Genomic DNA, 16,254 nt, shown 5'->3' with positions numbered 1-16,254 from the left:
GACGGTATGCGGTACGCTCGGCAATTACTGACCGATCATTCGGTAAGTGGTCCGCCCGACATCCACCGCTGAACAACGGAGTTCGCATGACGTCTGAAGCACCTGTCCGCACCCGGCGAATGCCCGCCGAAGAGCGCCGCGTCCTCGCGGGAACGCTCGTCGGCACATCGATCGAGTGGTACGACTTCTTCATCTACGCGCAGGCCGCCGGCCTCGTGCTCGCACCGCTGTTCCTCGCCCCGATCGCCGAGTCGAGCCCCGGGCTCGCCCAGGTGCTCTCGTTCGCGACGATCGGCATCTCGTTCCTGTTCCGCCCTCTCGGCGCGATCATCGCCGGCCACCTGGGCGACAAGCTCGGCCGCAAGAAGATGCTGGTGTTCACGCTGATCATGATGGGTCTCTCGACCTCGCTGATCGGCCTGCTCCCGACCTACGCCGCGATCGGCGTCGCCGCGCCGATCCTGCTGATCGTCCTGCGCATCCTCCAGGGGTTCTCCGCCGGAGGGGAATGGGGAGGCGCGGCGCTGATGGCCGTCGAGCACGCGCCGAACACCCGACGAGGTCTCTTCGGCGCGTTCCCGCAGATCGGCGTCCCCGTCGGCATGATCCTCGCGACCTTCACGCTGTGGGCGCTCACGAGCTCGATGTCGCCCGAGGCGTTCCTCGAGTGGGGCTGGCGCATCCCGTTCCTGCTGTCGATCGTCCTCATCGCGGTCGGCTACGTGATCCGCCGCGCGGTCGACGAGAGCCCGATCTTCGAAGAGCTGCGTCGCCGCCGTCAGGAGGCCTCGGCTCCCCTCGGCCAGTTGTTCCGCGCGCACACCAAGCAGGTCGTGCTCACCGCGATCATCTTCATCGCCAACAACGCCGCGGGCTACCTGCTCATCGCGTTCTTCGCGACCTACGCGGTCACGGCCCTCGGCATGGACCGTCCGCCCGTGCTGCTCGCGACGACCCTCGCCTCCTTCGGCTGGCTGATCTTCACGCTCTGGGGCGGCCACCTGTCCGACAGGCTCGGGCGCATCCGCACGTTCCAGATCGGCTACGTCGCCCTCGCGGTCTGGGCGATCCCGATGTGGTTCCTGATCGACACCGCGAACATCGTCTGGTACTTCGTCGCGCTGTTCGTGATGACGTTCGCCCTCGGACTCTCCTACGGCCCGCAGGCTGCGCTCTACGCCGAGATGTTCCCCGCGAACGTGCGCTACTCCGGCGTCTCGATCGGATACGCGCTCGGGGCCATCCTCGGCGGGGCCTTCGCGCCGATGATCGCCGAGTCGCTGCTGAACCAGTTCCAGGCGTCGTGGACGATCGGCCTCTACATCGCGATAGCCGCGGTGATCTCGCTCATCGGCGTCTCGCTGGTGAAGGAGACGAAGAACGTCGACCTCTCGCTCTGAGCGGGAACCGGGTGGCGTCGACCTGTGAGGGCGACGCCACCCTTCGTGTGTCCCCGTCAGCCGAAGCGGAGCGACGCGCGCTGCGTGGCATCCTCGACGGTGATGCCGATGATGATCGCGGTGCCGTCGGCCGCGTCGCCCTCGGTGTCGAAGCGGAAGAGACGACCCTCGCGCGTCGTGACGGCGTAGTAGTCCTCTCCGGATGACGCGACGTCGACGATCGTGCCACCGGGCAGCGCTGCGAACGCCTCCGACACCGGCATGCCCACGCGGACATCCCCGAGCGCCGGCAGTGCGGCGCCGTCCTGCGGCGTCTCCGCCGACTCGCCGCGCCGCGTGCCGACCGTGACGTACCAGACCGTCTCCGCATCCTCCGCCTGCTGGATGAGCATCGAGGCCGTCGCCTCCGGGTTCTCGACGATCCACGGCCCGCGGTCGAACGTCGGCGGAGTCGCCGTGCCGCCCGCCGCTGCGACTGCGACGTCGACGGCATCGCCGAGGAGCACGGGGCCGACGCCGTCGACGCCGATCGCCCACTCGCTCCACGGCTGCGCGGCATCTGTGACCGGCTGTTCCTCCGGAACCGGCGGGTTCTCGGTGAGGTCGGCGACGAGGGCATCGCGCGCGTCGCCCGCCCGCTGCTGCAACAGCGACGCTGCGGCCTGCGCGTCGTACGTCCGGTCTCCCGTGAAGGGCTGATTCAGCATCACGACGACGTTGCCCACGGCGGCATACGCCTGGAACACACGCCAGTCGTATCCGCCGTCGATGTCGAGCAGGGTTCCGGCGAACGCCCGCACGCCGTCGACCTCGTCGAGGATCTCGGCGTCGAACGTGACCGGCGCCTCTTTCGTGAACTGCCCGCAGTCGGCGGCGGCCTGCAGCAGTTGGTCCATGCGATCGCGCGCCTGCTGCTCGTCTGCGAACTGCAGCACCTCCACACGGCCCTGGCCGTACTCGGGATCGGACGGGGTCATCCAGCGGGTCACCCGTGCTCCGACGCTGCCGAGAGACTGCTCGGCGAAGAGCGCATCGCAGATCGCCGGGACGGCGGCCGTGCCGCCGCCGTCGGAGACCTGCTCGAGCACCGCGGAGGCGTTCATGACACCGGTCGCCTCCGGAATTGCCTCCGCCACCTCCGCAGGCGTGAGGAGGAACGATTCGAGCTCGTCGCCCACGAACACGACCGGACCGTCGTACGGCACCACCGCAGAGTCCGTCGGCGTCGGGGTCGGCTGCACATCCGGCTCCGGAGCACATCCGGCGAGAGCGATCATCGCCCCCGTGAGCGCCAGGGCGATCATCCCCTGGCGGCGCGCGTGTCTGCGGTTCATCCGGCTTCCCTCCGATGCTGCGCGTCGACGATCGACGCCCCCTGCCGGAAGCCTAGGGTTCACGGGCGGGATGCCGGAGCGCGCCGACCCCGACGATGCGAGATCGATACGAATCCCATGCCGATAACGGCATATCTCCGTCAGCGGCGCAGGATACGAGCCGACGCCTCGCGCGCGTCGGCGGCCGTCGCCGCTGCGGCAGCTGCCTCTCCAGCAGCGCTGCACTGCTCGATCGACACCGCCCGGAGCGATGCGGCCACACGCCCCAGTGCCCGCGGGGTCATCGACAGCGACGTGACGCCGAGTCCGACGAGAACCGGTGCGAGCAGCGGGTCCGCGGCCGCCTCGCCGCACACGCCGACGGGTTTGTCGGCCGACCTCCCGGCCGCACCCACCGCGGCGATCAGCCGGAGCACCGCGGGCTGCCACGGATCGTTCAGGTCGCCGAGCTCGGCGACGAGCCGGTCGGCGGCGAGCGTGTACTGGGCGAGATCGTTCGTCCCGATGCTCACGAAGTCGACGACCTCGAACAGCACGGAGGCGAGAAGTGCGGCCGCGGGTGTCTCGATCATGATGCCGACCGAGTCGAGCCCGGCCGTCCGCGCACGATCGGCGAACTCACGCGCCTCATCGACGGTCGCGACCATCGGCGCCATCACCCCGACCGCGGCGGACTCCTCGCGGGCCGCCCGAGCCAAGGCCGTGAGCTGATCATCGAGCAGCTCCGGGTGGCGATGCGCGACCCGCAGACCGCGCACCCCGAGCGCGGGGTTGTCCTCATGATCGGAATTCGCGAACGGCAGGGGCTTGTCGCTCCCGGCGTCGAGCGTCCGCACGACGACCCGCTTCCCGGCGAACGGCGCCAGTACACGGCGGTACGCATCGACCTGCTCGTCGACGCTCGGCGCATCCACGCGATCCAGGAAGCAGAACTCGGTGCGGAAGAGCCCGACGCCTTCCGCGCCCGCGCGCGCGGCGGCGACGGCATCCGCCTCTCCCCCGACGTTCGCGAGCAGCGGGAGCTCGGAACCGTCGGCGAGTCGTCCGCTCCCGTCGAAGGGGACGACGACGGCATCCGCCGCCGCCCCGGCGACCACGGCGTCGTCCGGCTCCACGAGCACGGTGCCGCGGTCGCCGTCGACGAGCACGGTCGACTCCACGTCGATCCGGAGCGCCCCGGTCGCCGCGACGACGGCGGGCAGGCCGAGAGAGCGGGCGATGATCGCCGTATGCGAGGTCGGCCCACCGCCCTCGGTCACGATGCCGACGCAGTTCCCGCCGTCGAGTGCGGCCGTGTCCGCGGGAGAGAGATCAGCCGCCACGAGAACGAACGGCTGCTCCCGCTCCGGGATGCCGGGCAGGTCCACCTGCAGGATCTCCGCGATGATCCGTTCACGGACGTCGCGGATGTCGGCCGCCCGCTCGGCCATCCGACCGCCGAGCGCGGCGATCGCACGCTCGTGCGCCGACGCGGCCTCCCAGATGGCACGGGCGGCGCTCCTTCCTCGCGCTCGCACCAGCTCCGTCGCGTCCGCGACGAGTTCGGGATCGGACGCGAGCAGCCGCGACGCGTCGAGGATGTCCCTCGCGCCTCCCGAGGCCAGGGCCGCACGCGATCGCAACTGGTCGGCGACCGCGACGGCCGCCCATTCGATCGCGGACACCTCGGCGGCGCGGTCATCGACCGGGACGACGACCGCGGCGTCGGGTTCGTCGAGCGGCGGGGCGAGGTGCACGACCGCCGCCGCGACGCGACCCGGGCTCACCCCGCGACCGCGTACGACGGCTCCCGGACCCAGCGGAGACGCGGGCGCGGCGACACCCGTGGAATCCGTCGACGGCTGCACCTCCGCGGCGTTCGTGCCGAGGTCACCCGCGCCCACTCCTTCGCCGAAGCCGTCGTGGAACAGCGCGACGAGCCGGGCGAGCACCGCCTCCGCGTCGTCGCCGCTCACGGTCAGCCCGACCTCGTCGCCCTGACGCGCACCCAGCACGAGCAGTCGCGACAGACTCGAGCCGCCGGCCTCCGGGCCGTCGGGAAGACGTCGGAGGCGCACAGCGGCACCTGAGGAGGCTTCTGCGATCAGCGCGGCCGGACGCGCGTGGATGCCGAGCGGATTGCGCACCACGACGGTGGCACTGAGCCCGGTCTCGACGGCGGCATCGTCCGCTTCGACCCCGGCTGGGTCGGGCGCGTCCGCATCACCGAGCTGGCCGGTCTTCGCGCCGAGCGCCGCGACCGACTCCGCTGCCACCGTGTCGAGATCGGCGCCGGCCGCAGCGGCCACGACGGCCGCGAGCAGACCCTCCACGAACGGCGCGGGGGCAAGGCGCACCGGCACGTCGCTCGCCCGCAGCTCGAGTGCGAGCTCGGCGCTGAGCACCGCCGAACCGAGATCCATCAGCACGAGAACGCCGTCGCAGTCGGCGGCGAGCTCGTCGATCGCCGCCGACACGGCGACGGCGTCGGTGCCGAGGATCGGCTGCCCCTCGGCATCCGTTCCCGCCCCGGCCGCGACGACCACGCGCGCTCCGCTCCCCTGCACCATCTGACGGGCGAGTTCGAGGGCCGCCTCCCCCAGACGTGCGCTGTGGGAGACGGCGACGACGCCGATCATCAGGTCGCGTCCGCCACCGCGGCGGCGAGCGCATCGAAGAGCAGCGCGGTGGATGCGGCGCCCGGATCGAGGTGTCCGGCGCTGCGCTCCCCGAGATAGCTCGCCCGCCCCTTGCGCGCGACGAGCGGCACGGTGGCGTCGCGTCCGGCGGCAGCTGCCGTCGCGGCGGCGGCCGTCGCTGCGGCGAGATCGGCTCCGCGGGCGACGCCGACGTCGAGGGCATCGACCGCGGGAGACATCGCATCGAACATCGTCTTGTCCCCCGCTTCGGCTTTGCCGCGCGCGACGATGCCGTCGAGTCCGGCGCGCAGCGCCTTCGCGAGAGCGGCGTCGTCGAGCGACGCGACCGCACCCGCATCCATTCCCATGCGCAGGAAGAACGTGCCGTAGAGCGGACCGCTCGCGCCGCCGACCGAGCTGACCAGGGTCATCCCGACGGACTTGAGCAGCTCGTCGACCGTGGCGGGAACACCCGCGTCGAGCTTCGCGACCACCGCATCCATGCCCCTGGCCATGTTCGAGCCGTGGTCGGCGTCGCCGATCGCGGAGTCGAGCTCGGTGAGCCGGTCCTTGTTCTCGACGACCGCATCGCGGAAGCGGTGGATCCAGTCCGACAGGGTGGCGGTGTCGACACCCGCCATCATGCACCCCACCGCAGACCCGGCGTGTTCACCGGGGCGTCCCACAGGCGCAGCAGCTCGTCGTCGGCCTTCAGCACCGTGAGCGAGCAGCCGGCCATGTCGAGCGAGGTGATGTAGTTGCCGACCAGGTTGCGGGCCACCTGCACCCCGGCCTTCTCGAGCAGCGGAACCACCTCGCCGTACATGAGGTACAGCTCGATAAGCGGCGAGGCGCCCATGCCGTTCAGCATCACGATCGCGGGACCCGAGGCGTCGAGATCGGCGATGATCGGGTCGACCAGTTGACGCGCGATCTCGGATGCCGGGGCGAGCGGCTCCCGGTGCCGGCCGGGCTCGCCGTGGATGCCGATGCCGATCTCCATCTGGTCGTCAGGGAGGTCGAACGTCGGCTTGCCGGCGGCCGGCACGGTGCAGCTCGTCAGTGCCATGCCCATCGAGCGGCCCTGACCGTTGATGCGCGTCGCGAGCTCGACGACGGATGCCAGGTCGCGGCCCTCCTCGGCGGCCGCGCCGACGAGCTTCTCCAGCAGCACCGTGAGACCGACCCCGCGACGACCGGCCGTGTAGAGCGAGTCCTGCACGGCGACGTCGTCGTCGACGACCACCGTGCCGACCTCGATGCCCTCCATCGAGGCGAGCTCGGCGGCCATCTCGAAGTTCAGCACGTCTCCGGTGTAGTTCTTGACGATGTGCAGCACGCCGGCGCCGCGGTCGACGGCCTTCGTGGCGACCTGCACCCGGTCGGGCGTCGGCGAGGTGAAGACCTCGCCTGCGACGGCGGCGTCGAGCATCCCGGTGCCGACGAATCCGCCGTGCAGGGGCTCGTGTCCCGACCCGCCGCCCGAGACCACCGCGACCTTGCCCTGCGCCTTCGGCGTCGCACGGGTGATCACGTGGTTCTCGAGGTCCACGGAGAGATCGGGATGCGCGAGGGCGACGCCTCGCAGCGACTCGACCAGCACATCCGCGGGGTTGTTGATGAGCTTCTTCATCGTGCGATCTCCCTTGATCTCGGCGGCGGCGACAATCGATTCGCCGTCCTGAATGCGAAAGATATTCGTCAATGTCGAATATGCTCGGACTCAGTCCGGTTGTCAAGGACGTCTCGACGAGGAGGAACAGCGGTGATCCAGGCCATCGATCGTGCCGCGAAGGTGCTCGAGCTGCTGCAGGGCGCTCGTCATCTCGGCATCACCGATCTCGCCCAGGCGCTCGGCCTGCCTCCGTCCACGGTGCACGGCATCGTGAAGTCGCTGCGCGAGCACGGGCTCGTCGCCAAAGAGCGCGGCGGCCAGAGGTACATGCTCGGCCCGACGCTCCTGCGCCTCAGCAACGTCTACCTCGACACGCTCGACGTGCGCGCTCGCGCGATGCGCTGGACGCAGGACCTCGCCCGCCGCACGGGCCTGTCGGTCAGGCTCGGCGCCCCGCACTTCCACGAGGTGCTCGTGATCCACCACGATCTCCGCCCCGACGACGGTCAGCAGATGCTGGAGACCGGAGTCGCGATCCCCGCTCACGCCTCGGCGATGGGCAAGGTGCTGCTCGCCCACGACCTCGGCTTCCAGCGCACCGTCTTCGAGCGTCCGCTGCGCAGCCTCACGGGCGACACCGTCACCGACATCGCCCGCCTCACTCTCGACCTGCCCGTCATCGCCGAACGCGGCATCGCCTCGGAGGTCGACGAAGCCGTGCTCGGCGAGTCGTCGATCGCGGCCCCTGTCGCCGACGCGTCGAACGACATCGTCGCGGCGGTCGCCGTCGTGCTCCCGACGTCGCAGGCGCCTGCATCCGACGCGGTGCTGAACGCCCTGCGCGAGACGGCGCGCAACATCTCACGCGAGCTCGGCGCGACCAGCTGGCCGCCGCGCGTCGCGCCCATCGAGGACTAGCAGGGAGTGGGAGGTCAGCGGGACTGCAGGCTGAGCTGATGCGCCCATCGACGACTAGCCCAAACCCGGGGATCAGCGGGACTGCAGGCTGAGCTGATGCGCGCCGGTTCTGCAGGCCGAACTACTGCGACCGGGACTGCAGGCCGTCCAGGCTCACCCGGAGGATGTCCTCGCCGAGCTCAGCGGGATCGACCGCTCCTCCCGGCCGGTACCACTCCACGACCGAGTTGATCATGCCGAAGATCAGACGGGTCGCGACGGCCGCGTCGACGTCGTCGCGGATGAGACCTTCCTGCTGCGCCTCCGCGACGATGGCCGTGACGCGCTGATCGAAGGCGCGTCGGCGCAGGAGCGCCGCCGTCTCGACCGCTCCGTTGCCGCGCACCCGCAGCAGCAGCGTCACGGACGGGAGCTTGGCCGTGAGCACGTGCACCGCTCCGCGGACGATCGCGCGGAGCCGGTCGGAGGCGAGCGGATGCCGCGCGGTCGCCTCGTCGACCACCGCCTCGAGCGCGTCGAGGGCGTCGTTCAGCGCGAGCTCGAGGATCGCGGACTTCGACTCGAAGTGGTGGTACAGCGCCGACTTGGTGAGGCCGAGCGTCGAGGTGAGGTCGGCGACACTGGTCGCGTCGTAGCCCTGCTCGTTGAAGACCCGGACGGCGACGGCCAGCACCTGGTCGCGGTCGTATCCGGGGCGCCCGCGCCGCGGTGCGGTCGTGGTGCCGTCGTGCTCTGCCATGGTCACAGTCTGTCATCGAGTGCGAGTTGCCAATCCTCCGACGATCTGAGATCGTATTCCTGACCGATCGTTCTGAAATTATCGCCAGCGTGGGCGCACGAGAGGATGACGATGTCCGAGGCCTATCTCGCGGACGGCGTCCGCACACCCGTCGGTCGCTACGGCGGCGCTCTCGCCGGCATCCGCCCCGACGACCTCGCCGCCCTCGTGGTGGGCGAGACCGTGCGTCGCTCGGGCATCGACGCCGCCGCGATCGACGAGGTCGTGCTCGGTGCCGCGAACCAGGCCGGCGAGGACAACCGCAACGTGGCGCGCATGGCCGTGCTGCTCGCCGGACTCCCCGACTCCGTGCCGGGGATCACGGTGAATCGCCTGTGCGCCTCCGGAATGTCGGCCATCGCGATCGCCGGCAGCGCCGTGCGCGCGGGCGACGCCGACCTCGTGGTCGCCGGCGGAGTGGAATCCATGACCCGCGCACCCTGGGTGCAGGCCAAGCCCGAGCGGGCATGGGCGAAGCCCGGCGCCGCATTCGACACCTCGATCGGCTGGCGCTTCACGAACCCGCGCCTGAGCGCGCGCGACAAGGCCACCTTCACGATGCCCGAGACCGCCGAAGAGGTCGCCCGCGTCGACGGCATCACCAGGGAGGATGCCGACGCGTTCGCCCTCGAGAGCCACCGACGCGCGATCGCCGCGATCGACGCCGGACGCTTCGCCGACGAGATCGTCGCGGTCGACACCGGACGTGGACTCGTCGACACGGACGAGGGACCCCGTCGCGAGACGACCGCCGACGCCCTCGCCGCGCTGCGTCCGGTCGTCGCCGGCGGCTCGGTCGTCACGGCCGGCAACGCGAGCTCGCTGAACGACGGCGCCTCGGCCATCGTGGTCGCGAGCGCCGACGCCGTGGAGCGGCACGGGCTACGGCCTCGTGCCCGCATCGTCGCCACCGCCACCGCCGCGCTGGCCCCCGAGATCATGGGCCTCGGCCCGGTGCCGGCGACGCAGAAGGCACTCGCCAAGGCGGGCCTCGAGGCCTCCGACCTGGGAGCGGTCGAGCTGAATGAGGCCTTCGCCTCGCAGTCGCTCGCCTGCATCCGCCGGCTCGGACTCGACCCCGCGGTCGTCAACGCCGACGGTGGCGCGATCGCGCTCGGACATCCGCTCGGATCGAGCGGCTCGCGACTGGTCGTGACGCTGCTCGGCAGGCTCGAACGCGAGGGTGCCCGCTACGGGCTGGCCACGATGTGCGTCGGGGTGGGCCAGGGGACGGCGATGATCGTGGAGCGGCTGTCATGACACTGCGCATCGAGGAGCACGCCGATCGCGTGGTCGCGACGCTCGACCGGCCCGAGAAGCGCAACGCGATCGACCAGGACATGATCGACGCCCTGCACGAGCTCAGCGCCGTGCTGGAGGACGCCCCGCGCACGCTCATCCTCACAGGAGCCGGAGGCGTGTTCGCGGCCGGGGCCGACATCGCCCAGCTGCGCGAACGCACCGCATCCGACGCACGTCTCGCGATCAACGCGACCGCGTTCATCCGCATCCGCGAGCTTCCGATGCCCGTGATCGCGGCCGTCGACGGCTACGCCCTGGGCGGTGGGGCGGAACTCGCCTACGCGGCCGACATCCGCATCGGCAGCCCGTCGCTGCGGATCGGCAACCCCGAGACCGGCCTCGGCATCATCGCCGCGGCCGGCGCCACCTGGCGTCTGCCCGAGATCGTCGGCGAGGCGCGCGCGAGCGAGCTGCTGCTCACCGGACGCACGCTCGATGCCGAGGAGGCGCTGCGGTGGGGACTCGTGTCCGCCGTGCACCCCGCCGACGACCTGCTCGCCGCCGCGCACGGCATCGCCGACCGGATCGCCGCGAACGACCCGATCGCGACGCGACACACCAAGACCGCGCTGCGAGCGCCGCGCGACCGGCATCCGCAGATCGAGCGCGATCTGCAGGCCGAGCTGTTCGAGTCGCCCGAGAAGCACCGCCGGATGACGGCGTTCCTGGAGAGGACCGCCCGATGAGCCGGGTTCCCGCGCACGGTGTGACGAATCGCGGAGTTCCGGAGAGCGGGGTTCCCGCTCGGGTCGGCGTGCTCGGCGGCGGACGCATGGGGGCCGGGATCGCGCACGCGTTCCTGATCTCGGGCTCGGCCGTGCGCGTCGTCGAAAGGGACGACGCATCGGCGGATGCCGCAGCGCAGCGCATCCGCGACAGCATCCGCCGCTCGGTGCAGCGCGACCCCTCGCTCGACGAGAACGACCTCATGTTGCGGTACGCGACGGGAAGCGACGTCGCCGTCTTCGCCGACTGCGACCTCGTGATCGAGGCCGTGCCGGAAGACCGCGCCCTCAAGCACGAAGCCCTCGCCCGCGCCGAACGGGCCATGCGACCGGGCACCGTGCTCGCGAGCAACACGTCGTCGATCTCGATCGACGACCTCGCCGCCGAACGCCGCGACCCCGGCCGCTTCCTCGGCCTGCACTTCTTCAATCCCGTGCCCGCCTCGACCCTGGTCGAGATCGTGCACGGTCCGCGCACCGAGCCGTCGGTCGTCGACGACGCCCGACGGTGGATCCGCGGACTCGGCAAGACACCGATCGTCGTGCGCGACTCCCCCGGGTTCGCGTCGTCGCGGTTGGGCGTGATGCTGGGCCTCGAGGCCATCCGGATGCTCGAGGAGGGCGTCGCCAGCGCCGCGGACATCGACGCGGCGATGGAGCTCGGGTACCGGCATCCGGCGGGTCCGCTGCGCACGACCGACATCGTCGGCCTCGACGTGCGGCTGGGCATCGCGGAGGAGCTGGAGCGGGCCTACGGCGAGCGTTTCGCCCCACCGGCACTGCTGCGCACGATGGTCGCCGAGGGGAAGCTGGGTCGCAAGAGCGGCGAGGGATTCTACGTATGGAACGAGGAGACATGAGCGACGTGCTGCCGAGCTATGTGGAGGGCGCCTGGTGGACGCCGAGCGCCGAGGGCCGAGCGGTCGAGGTGCGCGACGCGTCGACCGGCGAGGTCGTCACGCGCGTGTCGACCGAGGGACTCGACCTGGCCGGAGCGCTCGAGTACGCGCGCACCACCGGGCACGCGAGTCTCGCCGCGCTCACCTTCCACCAGCGTGCCGTGCTGCTGAAGCAGTTCGCTCTCGCGCTCACGGCGCGCAAGGACGAGCTCTACGCCCTGTCTGCGCGCACCGGCGCGACGAAGACCGACTCGTGGGTGGACATCGACGGCGGCATCGGCGTGCTCTTCTCCTACTCGGGCAAGGGGCGACGGGAGCTGCCCAACAGCCGCGTGCACGTCGACGGTCCGGTCGAGCCGCTCTCGAAGGACGGGTCGTTCCTCGGTCGGCACGTGTACACGACGCTCCCAGGCGTCGCGGTGCAGATCAACGCGTTCAACTTCCCGGTGTGGGGGTCGCTGGAGAAGTTCGCTCCCGCGTTCCTCGCCGGAATGCCGACCGTCGTGAAGCCCGCGACCCCGACCGGGTACCTCGCCGAGGCGATGGTGCGGATCCTCGTCGAGTCCGATCTGCTCCCGGAGGGATCCCTGCAGCTCGTCAGCGGCAGCGTGCCCGACCTGTTCGAGAACCTGCGCCTCGGCGACCTCGTCGGATTCACCGGCAGCGCCTCGACCGCCGAGAGCCTGCGCGCGCATCCGGCCGTGCAGACGGGCGGCGTGCGGTTCACGGGTGAGACCGACTCGATCAACGCCTCGGTGCTCGGCACCGACGCCGTCGCGGGGACGCCGGAGTTCGACGCCTACGTGCGCCAGCTCGTCACCGAGATGACCACCAAGGCCGGCCAGAAGTGCACCGCCATCAGACGCGCGATCGTGCCGACGGGGTCGGCGGATGCCGTGATCGACGCCGTGCGCGCGAGGATCGCCGACAAGACCGTGCTCGGCGACCCCCGCGCCGAGGGTGTGACGATGGGGCCGCTCGCCTCGACCGCACAGCGCGACGAGGTGCAGCGCCGGGTTCGTGAGCTCGAGGATGCCGGGGGCCGCGTCGTCGTCGGCTCGACCGACGATCCCGAGGTGCGACGCGCGGACGGCTCGACCGGACACGCGCCCGACGGCGCGTTCGTCACGCCCCTGCTGCTGCGCTTCGACGACCCGCAGGCCGATGCCGCGCACGAGATCGAGGCGTTCGGCCCGGTGTCGTCGCTGCTCACCTACGACACCACCGCGGAGGCCGCGGCGCTCGTCGCCCGCGGCGGCGGCTCGCTCGTCACGAGCATCGCGACCCACGACCCCGCCCAGGCCGTCGAGCTGGCCACGCGCATCGCGCCGTTCAACGGACGCATGCTGCTGCTCGACCGCGACGACGCCCGCTCCTCGACCGGCCACGGCTCGCCGCTGCCGAACCTCGTGCACGGCGGTCCCGGTCGCGCGGGCGGCGGCGAGGAGCTCGGCGGCATCCGCGCCGTGCTCCACCACATGCAGCGCACCGCTGTGCAGGGTTCCCCCGAGATGCTCACGGCGCTCACCGGGGTCTGGCACGCCGGTGCCGCAGCGCACAGCGGCGGACGGCATCCGTTCCGCAAGTCGCTCGCCGAACTGCGCATCGGCGACCAGGTCGTCTCGGCGTCACGAGAGGTGACGCTCGACGACATCGAGACCTTCGCGCACTTCACGGGCGACACGTTCTACGCGCACATGGACGAGGAGTCCGCCGCCGCGAACCCGTTCTTCCCCGGTCGCGTCGCGCACGGGTATCTGCTCGTCTCCTGGGCGGCCGGGCTGTTCGTCGACCCCGAGCCCGGCCCCGTGCTCGCGAACTACGGCCTCGAGAACCTGCGGTTCGTGACGCCCGTGTCCCCCGGCGACACGATCAGGGTCGAGCTCACGGCCAAGCAGATCACCCCGCGCGAGACCGACGAGTGCGGCGAGGTGCGCTGGGACGCCGTCATCCGCAACCAGGCCGACGAGATCGTCGCGACCTACGACGTGCTCACGCTCGTCAGCAAGCTGCCGGTGGCACAGTCGGAGATGGTGACCGCATGAGGGCCATGATGCAGCGCGATCGGGCGTCGGCCATGCTCGGGATGACGGTCGAGGTCGACGAACCGGGCCACGCCGTGGTCTCGATGACGGTGCGCGACGACATGCTCAACGGGTTCGCGATCACCCACGGAGGCCTGGTGTTCACCCTGGCGGACACCGCCTTCGCGATCGCGTGCAACGAAGACGAACGCGTCACGGTCGCCGGCGGCGCCGACATCACCTTCGTGAAGTCGACCACGTCAGGCGCGCGCCTCACGGCGAGCGCCGTCCGTCGCGTCGTCAGCGGACGCACGGGCGTGTACGACGTGAGCGTCACCGACGAGTCCGGTGACGTCGTGGCGGAGTTCCGGGGGCGGTCGATCACGACGAACCGCACGCAGGAGCATCCGCCCCGCCCGCAGTGACCCGCTGAACCCGCAGTGAACCCCCGGGGCCAGCCCCCTCGACGAAGGAGTCGACCATGACCGAGCACATCGCGGAGATCGGCAGCGAGATCGAACTGCACTCCCCGGAGGCGCTCGCCGCCCTCCAGCTGTCACGCCTGCAGCAGACCGTGCGCCATGCCTACGAGAACGTCGACCTCTACCGTCGCAAGCTCGATGCGCACGGCGTGCATCCCGACGACATCCGCACGCTCGACGACGTGCAGCGCCTGCCGTTCACGACCAAGGCCGACCTCCGCGAGAGCTACCCGTTCGGCATGTTCGCCGTGCCCATGGAGCAGGTGCGGCGCGTGCACGCGTCGTCGGGCACGACCGGGCGCCCGACCGTCGTCGGCTACACCGCAGGCGACCTCGACCGTTGGGGCGATCTCGTGGCGCGCTCCCTGCACGCCGCCGGCATCCGTGCCGGCATGAAGGTGCACAACGCCTACGGCTACGGCCTGTTCACGGGCGGGCTCGGGGCGCATGCCGGGATCGAACGACTCGGGGCGACCGTCATCCCGGTGTCGGGCGGCCAGACCGCGCGGCAGGTGCAGCTCATCCAGGACTTCCGCCCGGATGCGATCCTCTGCACCCCGAGCTATCTGCTGACGATCGCGGACGCCATGGAGTCCGCGGGCATCGACCCGGCATCGACCTCGCTGCGCGTCGCGGTGCTCGGGGCCGAGCCCTGGACGAACGAGATGCGCCTCGAGATCGAGCGTCGCCTCGGGATCGACGCGGTCGACATCTACGGGCTCAGCGAGGTCATGGGTCCGGGGGTCGCGAGCGAGAGTGCGCTGACGAAGGACGGCCCGCACGTCTGGGAAGACCACTTCCTTCCCGAGATCATCGACGGCGACACGGGCGAGCGGATGCCGGACGGCGAGCTCGGCGAGCTCGTCTTCACCTCGCTCACCAAGGAGGCCTTCCCGGTGATCCGCTACCGCACCCGCGATCTCACACGGCTGCTGCCCGGCACCGCGTATCCCGCACTGCGGCGCATCGAGAAGATCACGGGTCGCAACGACGACATGATCATCCTCCGCGGTGTGAACCTGTTCCCCACGCAGATCGAGGAACTGGTGATGGGCATCGAGACCCTCACGCCGCACTTCGTGCTCGAGCTGCATCACGTCGCGCAGATGGACACGCTGACCGTGCGCATCGAACGTCATCCGTCACTGAGCCTCGACGAGTGCGATGCGGCCGCGGCAGTGCTGCGTCAACGGATCAAGGTGCACATCGGCACCAGCGTCGACGTCCGCGTCGAGGAGCCAGGCACGCTGCCCCGCAGTGAGGGGAAGTACCAGCGCGTGTACGACCTCCGCTGAGGCGGGACCTCCCATATATCGCGAATGCGCGATAACCTGTCTGAGTGAGCCGCGCAGCGAAAGTGATCAAGGACGCCCGCCTCAAGAGCGGGCTGACGCAGACCGCTCTCGCCCGACTCTCCGGCATCACGCAGAGCGTCATCAGCGAATACGAGAGCGGACGCCGCGAGCCCTCGTTCACCGCTGTCGACCGGCTGCTGTCCGCGACCGGTTTTGTGATCGAGGTCGCCCCGCGCTCGCACGCGGAGCAGCAGGTCCTCGAGCACGTCATCGCACGAGCGAGTGCGCTCCGACGTGCGCTGGCCCCTCTCGGCGTGAGTCGGATCCGGGTGTTCGGGAGCGTCGCTCGCCGCGAGGACTCCCCCTCGAGCGACGTCGACCTCGTCGTCGACGTCGCATCCTCGGTGGGGCTGTTCGATCTGCTCCAGATGCGCAGCGAGGCTGAGAGGATCCTCGGTCGCCCCGTCGATCTGGTACCGAACGAGGGGCTGTCCCCCGAGGTACGATCTGCGATCGAGCGCGACGGCGTGACCCTGTGAGCCGACGCGCGGCCGAGCGCCTCCGAGACATCGCTGTTGCCTGCGCGGCGATCCACGAGTACGACCAGCGCGCGGACCGAGATGACACCATCGTGTTCGATGCGATCCGTGCCCGACTCATCGAGATCGGCGAGGCCGCGAAGGGTCTCGACGCCGCGCTGCTCGCCCGCGAACCCGAGATCCCCTGGAACGAGATCACGCGCATGCGCGACTATCTCGCACACCGCTACTTCGACACGACGCACGCCATCGTCATGTCGACGGCGAGGAACGACATCCCGCGACTCTTCGCAGCGGTGGCGAGGCTTCGAGGCGCGTGAGCTGC

15 protein-coding genes are annotated in these 16,254 nt (G+C 70.7%); 10 read left to right on the top strand and 5 right to left on the bottom strand.

Annotated elements, in window-relative coordinates:
- Nucleotides 1–86: 86 nt before the first annotated feature.
- Nucleotides 87–1,400, top strand: coding sequence for an MFS transporter (locus tag ACIPYT_RS09425; protein ID WP_401072910.1), 1,314 nt, complete (start codon nt 87–89; stop codon nt 1,398–1,400).
- A 56-nt stretch (nt 1,401–1,456) separates the two neighbouring features.
- Here the strand turns inward: ACIPYT_RS09425 and ACIPYT_RS09420 are convergent, their stop codons facing one another.
- The 4 genes from ACIPYT_RS09420 to dhaK all read right to left on the bottom strand — a co-directional run bounded on the left by ACIPYT_RS09420 (nt 1,457) and on the right by dhaK (nt 6,985).
- Nucleotides 1,457–2,734: a hypothetical protein gene (locus ACIPYT_RS09420; protein WP_401072909.1), complete on the bottom strand. Its 1,278-nt coding sequence runs from the start codon at nt 2,732–2,734 to the stop codon at nt 1,457–1,459.
- 140 nt (nt 2,735–2,874) lie between these two features.
- Complete coding sequence (ptsP, locus tag ACIPYT_RS09415) at nt 2,875–5,352, bottom strand: phosphoenolpyruvate--protein phosphotransferase (RefSeq protein WP_401072907.1); 2,478 nt, start codon at nt 5,350–5,352, stop codon at nt 2,875–2,877.
- Nucleotides 5,352–5,996, bottom strand: a complete 645-nt coding sequence (gene dhaL / locus ACIPYT_RS09410; protein WP_401072905.1) for a dihydroxyacetone kinase subunit DhaL — start codon at nt 5,994–5,996, stop codon at nt 5,352–5,354. The genes ptsP and dhaL overlap by 1 nt, the downstream gene beginning before the upstream one ends.
- The gene (gene dhaK, locus ACIPYT_RS09405; RefSeq protein ID WP_401072903.1) at nt 5,993–6,985 is read right to left on the bottom strand and encodes a dihydroxyacetone kinase subunit DhaK; all 993 of its coding nucleotides are present in this window, start codon (nt 6,983–6,985) and stop codon (nt 5,993–5,995) included. The genes dhaL and dhaK overlap by 4 nt, the downstream gene beginning before the upstream one ends.
- Before the next feature lie 132 nt (nt 6,986–7,117).
- Between dhaK and ACIPYT_RS09400 the strand changes: the two genes are divergently transcribed.
- Entirely contained in the window at nt 7,118–7,885 is a 768-nt protein-coding gene (locus tag ACIPYT_RS09400) for an IclR family transcriptional regulator (protein ID WP_401072901.1), read from the top strand.
- 121 nt (nt 7,886–8,006) lie between these two features.
- Here ACIPYT_RS09400 and ACIPYT_RS09395 read toward each other — a convergent pair whose 3' ends face one another.
- Nucleotides 8,007–8,624: a TetR/AcrR family transcriptional regulator gene (locus tag ACIPYT_RS09395; protein ID WP_401072899.1), complete on the bottom strand. Its 618-nt coding sequence runs from the start codon at nt 8,622–8,624 to the stop codon at nt 8,007–8,009.
- A gap of 111 nt (nt 8,625–8,735) precedes the next feature.
- Here ACIPYT_RS09395 and ACIPYT_RS09390 point away from each other — a divergent pair, with 111 nt between their 5' ends.
- The 8 genes from ACIPYT_RS09390 to ACIPYT_RS09355 are packed head-to-tail and all read left to right on the top strand — an operon-like array spanning nt 8,736 to nt 16,249.
- Complete coding sequence (locus ACIPYT_RS09390; protein WP_401072897.1) at nt 8,736–9,923, top strand: thiolase family protein; 1,188 nt, start codon at nt 8,736–8,738, stop codon at nt 9,921–9,923.
- Nucleotides 9,920–10,651, top strand: a complete 732-nt coding sequence (locus ACIPYT_RS09385; protein WP_401072895.1) for an enoyl-CoA hydratase/isomerase family protein — start codon at nt 9,920–9,922, stop codon at nt 10,649–10,651. The genes ACIPYT_RS09390 and ACIPYT_RS09385 overlap by 4 nt, the downstream gene beginning before the upstream one ends.
- Complete coding sequence (locus ACIPYT_RS09380) at nt 10,648–11,550, top strand: 3-hydroxyacyl-CoA dehydrogenase family protein (protein ID WP_401072893.1); 903 nt, start codon at nt 10,648–10,650, stop codon at nt 11,548–11,550. Before ACIPYT_RS09385 ends, ACIPYT_RS09380 begins: the two co-directional genes overlap by 4 nt.
- A complete protein-coding gene (gene paaZ, locus ACIPYT_RS09375; protein ID WP_401072891.1) occupies nt 11,547–13,634 on the top strand; it encodes a phenylacetic acid degradation bifunctional protein PaaZ in 2,088 nt (695 codons plus the stop codon). The genes ACIPYT_RS09380 and paaZ overlap by 4 nt, the downstream gene beginning before the upstream one ends.
- Nucleotides 13,631–14,038, top strand: coding sequence for a hydroxyphenylacetyl-CoA thioesterase PaaI (gene paaI, locus ACIPYT_RS09370; protein WP_401072889.1), 408 nt, complete (start codon nt 13,631–13,633; stop codon nt 14,036–14,038). The genes paaZ and paaI overlap by 4 nt, the downstream gene beginning before the upstream one ends.
- A gap of 56 nt (nt 14,039–14,094) precedes the next feature.
- Nucleotides 14,095–15,390 carry a phenylacetate--CoA ligase PaaK gene (paaK, locus tag ACIPYT_RS09365; protein WP_401072887.1) on the top strand — a complete coding sequence of 432 codons (1,296 nt, stop codon included), beginning with the start codon at nt 14,095–14,097 and terminating at the stop codon, nt 15,388–15,390.
- A gap of 44 nt (nt 15,391–15,434) precedes the next feature.
- The gene (locus ACIPYT_RS09360) at nt 15,435–15,929 is read left to right on the top strand and encodes a helix-turn-helix domain-containing protein (protein ID WP_401072885.1); all 495 of its coding nucleotides are present in this window, start codon (nt 15,435–15,437) and stop codon (nt 15,927–15,929) included.
- Nucleotides 15,926–16,249 carry a DUF86 domain-containing protein gene (locus ACIPYT_RS09355; protein ID WP_401072883.1) on the top strand — a complete coding sequence of 108 codons (324 nt, stop codon included), beginning with the start codon at nt 15,926–15,928 and terminating at the stop codon, nt 16,247–16,249. The genes ACIPYT_RS09360 and ACIPYT_RS09355 overlap by 4 nt, the downstream gene beginning before the upstream one ends.
- Nucleotides 16,250–16,254 lie beyond the last annotated feature (5 nt).

This window comes from Microbacterium sp. NPDC089695, assembly GCF_044749085.1.
Taxonomy (GTDB): Bacteria; Actinomycetota; Actinomycetes; order Actinomycetales; family Microbacteriaceae; genus Microbacterium.
Note: the sequence above shows the minus strand (reverse complement) of the source record. Positions and strands in the feature narration are given on the sequence as shown.

What these genes read in the sequence shown, in the direction of transcription:
- ACIPYT_RS09425 (WP_401072910.1), top strand. Translation starts at nt 87, where the DNA reads ATGACGTCTGAAGCACCTGTCCGCACCCGGCGAATGCCCGCCGAAGAG.
- ACIPYT_RS09420 (WP_401072909.1), bottom strand. Translation starts at nt 2,734, where the DNA reads ATGAACCGCAGACACGCGCGCCGCCAGGGGATGATCGCCCTGGCGCTC.
- ptsP (WP_401072907.1), bottom strand. Translation starts at nt 5,352, where the DNA reads ATGATCGGCGTCGTCGCCGTCTCCCACAGCGCACGTCTGGGGGAGGCG.
- dhaL (WP_401072905.1), bottom strand. Translation starts at nt 5,996, where the DNA reads ATGATGGCGGGTGTCGACACCGCCACCCTGTCGGACTGGATCCACCGC.
- dhaK (WP_401072903.1), bottom strand. Translation starts at nt 6,985, where the DNA reads ATGAAGAAGCTCATCAACAACCCCGCGGATGTGCTGGTCGAGTCGCTG.
- ACIPYT_RS09395 (WP_401072899.1), bottom strand. Translation starts at nt 8,624, where the DNA reads ATGGCAGAGCACGACGGCACCACGACCGCACCGCGGCGCGGGCGCCCC.
- ACIPYT_RS09390 (WP_401072897.1), top strand. Translation starts at nt 8,736, where the DNA reads ATGTCCGAGGCCTATCTCGCGGACGGCGTCCGCACACCCGTCGGTCGC.
- ACIPYT_RS09385 (WP_401072895.1), top strand. Translation starts at nt 9,920, where the DNA reads ATGACACTGCGCATCGAGGAGCACGCCGATCGCGTGGTCGCGACGCTC.
- ACIPYT_RS09380 (WP_401072893.1), top strand. Translation starts at nt 10,648, where the DNA reads ATGAGCCGGGTTCCCGCGCACGGTGTGACGAATCGCGGAGTTCCGGAG.
- paaZ (WP_401072891.1), top strand. Translation starts at nt 11,547, where the DNA reads ATGAGCGACGTGCTGCCGAGCTATGTGGAGGGCGCCTGGTGGACGCCG.
- paaI (WP_401072889.1), top strand. Translation starts at nt 13,631, where the DNA reads ATGAGGGCCATGATGCAGCGCGATCGGGCGTCGGCCATGCTCGGGATG.
- paaK (WP_401072887.1), top strand. Translation starts at nt 14,095, where the DNA reads ATGACCGAGCACATCGCGGAGATCGGCAGCGAGATCGAACTGCACTCC.